Here is a 4,367-nt window from a genome sequence, read left to right as displayed (position 1 = left end):
CGGACCGCGCTGAAAGCCGCGCGGACGGGCCTGTCCCCAGCGTCGGCACGGCGGGCATTCCCGTGCCGACCGCCCGGGTCGCGCCAGCGGGACGACAAGGCCGGGTTCCCGGTCGCCGCCGTCACCGGGCAGCGGGGCGGCCGTCGAGAAAGTCCAGCGCGGCCTGTTTGAACGCCCGGCTCGACACGGCGTTGAGGTGCGTGCGCCGGGGCAGCGGGACGAACTCGGCACCGATTCCGGTGGCCAGTTCGGGCGCCGCCGCCGCGATCTCGTCGTTCTCCCCCGCGACGACGAGCACCGGCACCCCGGCGCTGCCCTCGATCCGGCTGCCCGCCATGCCGTCGATGCACGCCTGAAGTCCCTTCGCCCGCATCGCGTCCCGGACCAGGTGCATGTCCGGGGCCTCGACCGGACGGCCGTCGATGCCGCCGAGCACGAGCGCGCCCACACGGCCGGGGGCGAGCCGGGCGAGCTCCCAGCCCACCACGCCGCCCATCGAGTACGTCACGACGTCGACGGTGGGCACCTCGGCCGCGTCGAGCACGGCGAGCGCGTCGCGGGCCAGGCGCCCGGGCGAGTAGCCCGACTCCGGGGTGTCGCTCTCGCCGTGCCCGCGCAGGTCCACGGTCACGTACCCGCGCCCGTCGAGCGCGCGCAGCCAGCCGGTGTCGTGCCAGGTCCGGCGGCTGTCCGTGGCGAACCCGTGCAGCAGCAGCACCGGGCGTGGCCCCGGCACGCTGTCGTAGGCGATCCTGGTTCCGTCGTCGGCGGTGGCGAACACGGGGTCAGTCCTCGGGCGGGGTCAGGCGCACGCGGCGGCGGGTCTCCTTCTCCTCCGGCACGGTGCCGACGATGCCCGCCCTGTCGTCGTCGACGGTGAAGGTGACCAGCGGATCACCCACGGACAGCTCCTCCCCCTCACCGACGTGCAGCCGCGCGACACGGCCGGTCTGCGGGGACGGGATCTCCACGGCCGACTTGGTGGTCTCCAGCTCGACGAGGGCAGCGTTGCGCTCGACCCAGTCGCCCTCGGCGACCAGCCACTCGAGCACGGTCGCGCTGATCAGCCCTTCGCCGAGGTCGGGCAGCGGAAACGCGATCTCAGCCACGGCGGTACTCCAGGGTCGTCTGGACGGCGGTCAGAATGCGGTCCACGCTCGGCAGGTACTCGTCCTCGAGCGCACCGGAGGGATAGGGCACGTCGTAGCCGGTCACCCGCTGCACGGGGGCGCGCAGCTCGCCGAAGCAGCGTTCGGTGACCAGCGCGGAGATCTCGGCGCCGAGCCCCGCGGTCAGCGGGGCCTCGTGCACCACCACCGCGCGGCGGGTGCGCGCCACGGAGGCGGCCAGGCCCTCCGCGTCGATCGGCTTGAGCCAGCGCAGGTCCAGCACCTCCAGCTCGACGCCGTCCTCGGCGGCCAGCTCGGCGACCCGAAGACAGCGGGCCACCATCGCGCCCCAGGCCACGAGCGTGGCGTGCCGTCCCGGCCGCACGACGCGGCTGGTACCCACGGGTGGACGGTCCGCGTGCTCGGCCGGATCGACGGTTCCGCGGTGCCAGTACCGCGCCTTCGGCTCCATGAAGATCACCGGGTCCGGGTCCACGATCGCCTGCCGCAGCAGGTGATAGCCCTCGTCCGGCGCGGACGGCGCCACCACCTTCAGCCCGGGCACGTGCGCGAACAACGACTCCAGGCTCTCGCCGTGGTGCTCGGGCGCGCGGATGCCGCCGAAGCTCGGCAGCCGCAGGGTGATCGGCATGGGCAGCGCGCCCCGGCTGCGGTAGTGCATACGCGCGACCTGGTTGACGATCTGGTCGATCGCGGGATAGCTGAACCCGTCGAACTGGATCTCCGGCACGGGCCGCCACCCCGCCATCGCCAGCCCGACCGCCATGCCCATGATGCCGGACTCGGCCAGTGGCGTGTCGAACACCCGGTGCTCGCCGAACTTGTCCTGGAGGCCGTCGGTCACCCGGAAGACACCGCCGAGCCTGCCGACGTCCTCCCCGAAGATCAAGACCCGGTCGTCGTCCTCACACGCGTGCCGCAGCGCCAGGTTGAGCGACTGTTGCAGGGACATCTCAGGCACCGGCGGTCTCCTTCCACTGTCGGCGCTGCTCGTGCAGCGCCCGCGTGGGCTCGCGGTAGACGAACGAGAACAGGTCCTCACCGGGCCGGTCGGCGAGCGTGAGCAGGCCTTCGCGGACCCGACGTACCTCCTCGGCCGCGTGGTCCTCGGCCTCGGCGATCTCCTCGGCGGCGAGCGCGGAGGCCGCCCGCGCGACGGGGTCCTTCTCCGCCCAGGCGCGTTCTTCCTCCAGCGCGCGGTAGCGGCCGGGGTCGTCGGAGGTCGAGTGGGGCCCCATCCGGTAGGTGCGGGCCTCGATCACGCTCGGCCCGCCCCCGTCGCGGGCGCGGTTCAGCGCGGCGCGCGTCGCCTCGAACACGGCGAGCGCGTCGTTGCCGTCCACCTCGTGACCGGGGATGCCGTAACCCGCCGCGCGAGCGGCGACCGACCCGCCCGCGACCTGCCGCGCGGTCGGCACCGAGATCGCCCAGCCGTTGTTCTGGCAGAAGAACACGACGCCCAGCTCGTGCAGCGCGGCGGTGTTCATCGCCTCGTGGACGTCGCCCTGTGAGCTGGCGCCGTCACCGAAGTAGCTGAGCGCGACACCGCCGGTGTGGTCCAGCTTCGCGCCCATCGCCCAGCCGACGGCGTGGGTGACCGTCCCGCCGACGACGGCGTTGAACGGCGCCAGCCGGGCCTGCCGCGGGTCGTAGAGGCCGCCGTGCCAGATGTTGAGGTGGGCGGCGAGGTAGGCGACGGGGTCCACGCCCAGCGCGACCGCCGCGCCGAGGTCCCGGTAGTGGCCGAAGGCGAAGTCCCGGGTCGGGTCGAGCGCGGCGGCACTGCCCACCTGGGCGGCCTCCTGCCCCCGGGACGGGGCGTAGGCGGGGATGCGTCCCTGCCGCTGGAGCGCGACGGCCTCCTCGTCGAGGCGGCGCGCCACCAGCATCAGGCGGTGGAGCTCGCGTGCGTCCGCTGAGTGCATGCCTCGCAGCCTGACCACGGCGGAGCGGTTGCGCAACAGTCGCCCCGGCGGCTGCGCACTCTGCACACCGTGACCGGAGCACCCGGGCGCGCGCTGGACACATTGCCCAGCGCGCGCCCAGGCCCGATGTCACTGCCCAGCGTGCGCTCGGGCCCGGTGTCAGGGCGCCGGTTCGAGATGGACCATCTTGGTGGCGGTCATCTCGTCGAGCAGCTCGGGTCCGTAGCCGAAGCCGTGCCCGCTCGCGCCACGCGGGTGCGCGGCCCCACCCGGGGCGCCGCCGAAGACCGCGTTGACCTTCACCGAGCCCACCGGAAGCTCCCGCCACGCGCGCTGAGCGTGCTCGAAGGACCTCGTCAGCACGGTGGCCGCCAGTCCGTACCGGTCCTCGCGCGCCAGGGCGAGGCCGTGGGCGAAGTCGTCGACCACCCGCACCGGAGCCACCGGCCCGAAGGTCTCCTCGCGCAGCACCCGCATGGTGTCGGCACAGTCGGTCAGCACGGTCGCCGGGTAGCTGGTGCCCGGCCCGTCCGGCACCGCCCCGCCGGCACGCACACGGGCCCCGGCGGCGACGGCGTCGGTGACGTGGGCGTGGACGGCGTCGCGGTGCCGGGCGTCGACCAACGGCAGCGCGCCGTACTCCTCGGCGCGTGCGGTGAGCGCGTCGACGAAGGCGTCGGCGACCGCGCGGTGGACGTAGACGCGCTCGACCGCGACGCAGATCTGCCCGCTGTTGGCGAACGCACCGGTCGCGGCCTGCTCGGCGGCCCACTCCGGGTCGACGTCGGCGTCGACGACCAGCGGATCGTTACCGCCGTTCTCCAGCAGCGTCTTCGCGCCCGTGCGCGCGGCCGCCTCCGCCAGCGCCCGCCCGGTGGCGGTGCTGCCGACATGGGCGAGCACGTCGATACCGTCGTCGTGGGCCAGCCACGAGCCGACCTCGCCGTCCCCGGCGAGTGTGTGCAGCACGCCCTCGGGAAGGTGGGCGGCCAGGATGTCGCCGAGCGCGAGCCCGGTGTGCGGGCACCGCTCGCTCGGCTTGGAGACGACGGTGTTGCCGGTGACCAGCGCGGCGCCGAGGAGGCCGCAGGCCACCGCGACGGGATCGTTCCACGGGGTCAGCACCGCGACCACTCCGCGGGGCTCGGGCACCATCAGGTCGGTGGCCTCCCACCCGCCGTGCAGACTGCGGCCCCGGTGCACCGGCCCGAGTTCGGCGTACTGCTCCAGCGTCCCGGCACCGGCCAGCACCCCGGCGAGGGCGTCCTCGCCCGCGCGGCCGGTCTCGGCCTCGTTGAGTGCCGCGAGCTCC

General features: G+C 74.3%; 5 protein-coding genes. All 5 read right to left on the bottom strand.

Annotation, left to right across the window (positions count from 1 at the left end; translation table 11 throughout):
* Positions 1-121: 121 nt before the first annotated feature.
* Positions 122-781 carry an alpha/beta fold hydrolase gene (locus SACSA_RS0102055; protein ID WP_019813082.1) on the bottom strand — a complete coding sequence of 220 codons (660 nt, stop codon included), beginning with the start codon at positions 779-781 and terminating at the stop codon, positions 122-124.
* A gap of 4 nt (positions 782-785) precedes the next feature.
* The gene (locus SACSA_RS0102050) at positions 786-1,109 is read right to left on the bottom strand and encodes a biotin/lipoyl-containing protein (protein ID WP_019813081.1); all 324 of its coding nucleotides are present in this window, start codon (positions 1,107-1,109) and stop codon (positions 786-788) included.
* Complete coding sequence (locus tag SACSA_RS0102045; RefSeq protein WP_019813080.1) at positions 1,102-2,091, bottom strand: alpha-ketoacid dehydrogenase subunit beta; 990 nt, start codon at positions 2,089-2,091, stop codon at positions 1,102-1,104. Before SACSA_RS0102045 ends, SACSA_RS0102050 begins: the two co-directional genes overlap by 8 nt.
* Positions 2,084-3,055 carry a thiamine pyrophosphate-dependent enzyme gene (locus SACSA_RS0102040; protein ID WP_048876336.1) on the bottom strand — a complete coding sequence of 324 codons (972 nt, stop codon included), beginning with the start codon at positions 3,053-3,055 and terminating at the stop codon, positions 2,084-2,086. The genes SACSA_RS0102045 and SACSA_RS0102040 overlap by 8 nt, the downstream gene beginning before the upstream one ends.
* A 159-nt stretch (positions 3,056-3,214) precedes the next feature.
* Positions 3,215-4,367, bottom strand: a 1,153-nt coding sequence (locus SACSA_RS0102035; protein WP_019813078.1) for an aldehyde dehydrogenase family protein, incomplete at its 5' end; no start/stop codon positions are given.

This window comes from Saccharomonospora saliphila YIM 90502 (assembly GCF_000383795.1).
In the GTDB taxonomy this organism is placed as follows: Bacteria; Actinomycetota; Actinomycetes; order Mycobacteriales; family Pseudonocardiaceae; genus Saccharomonospora; species Saccharomonospora saliphila.
Note: the sequence above shows the minus strand (reverse complement) of the source record. Positions and strands in the feature narration are given on the sequence as shown.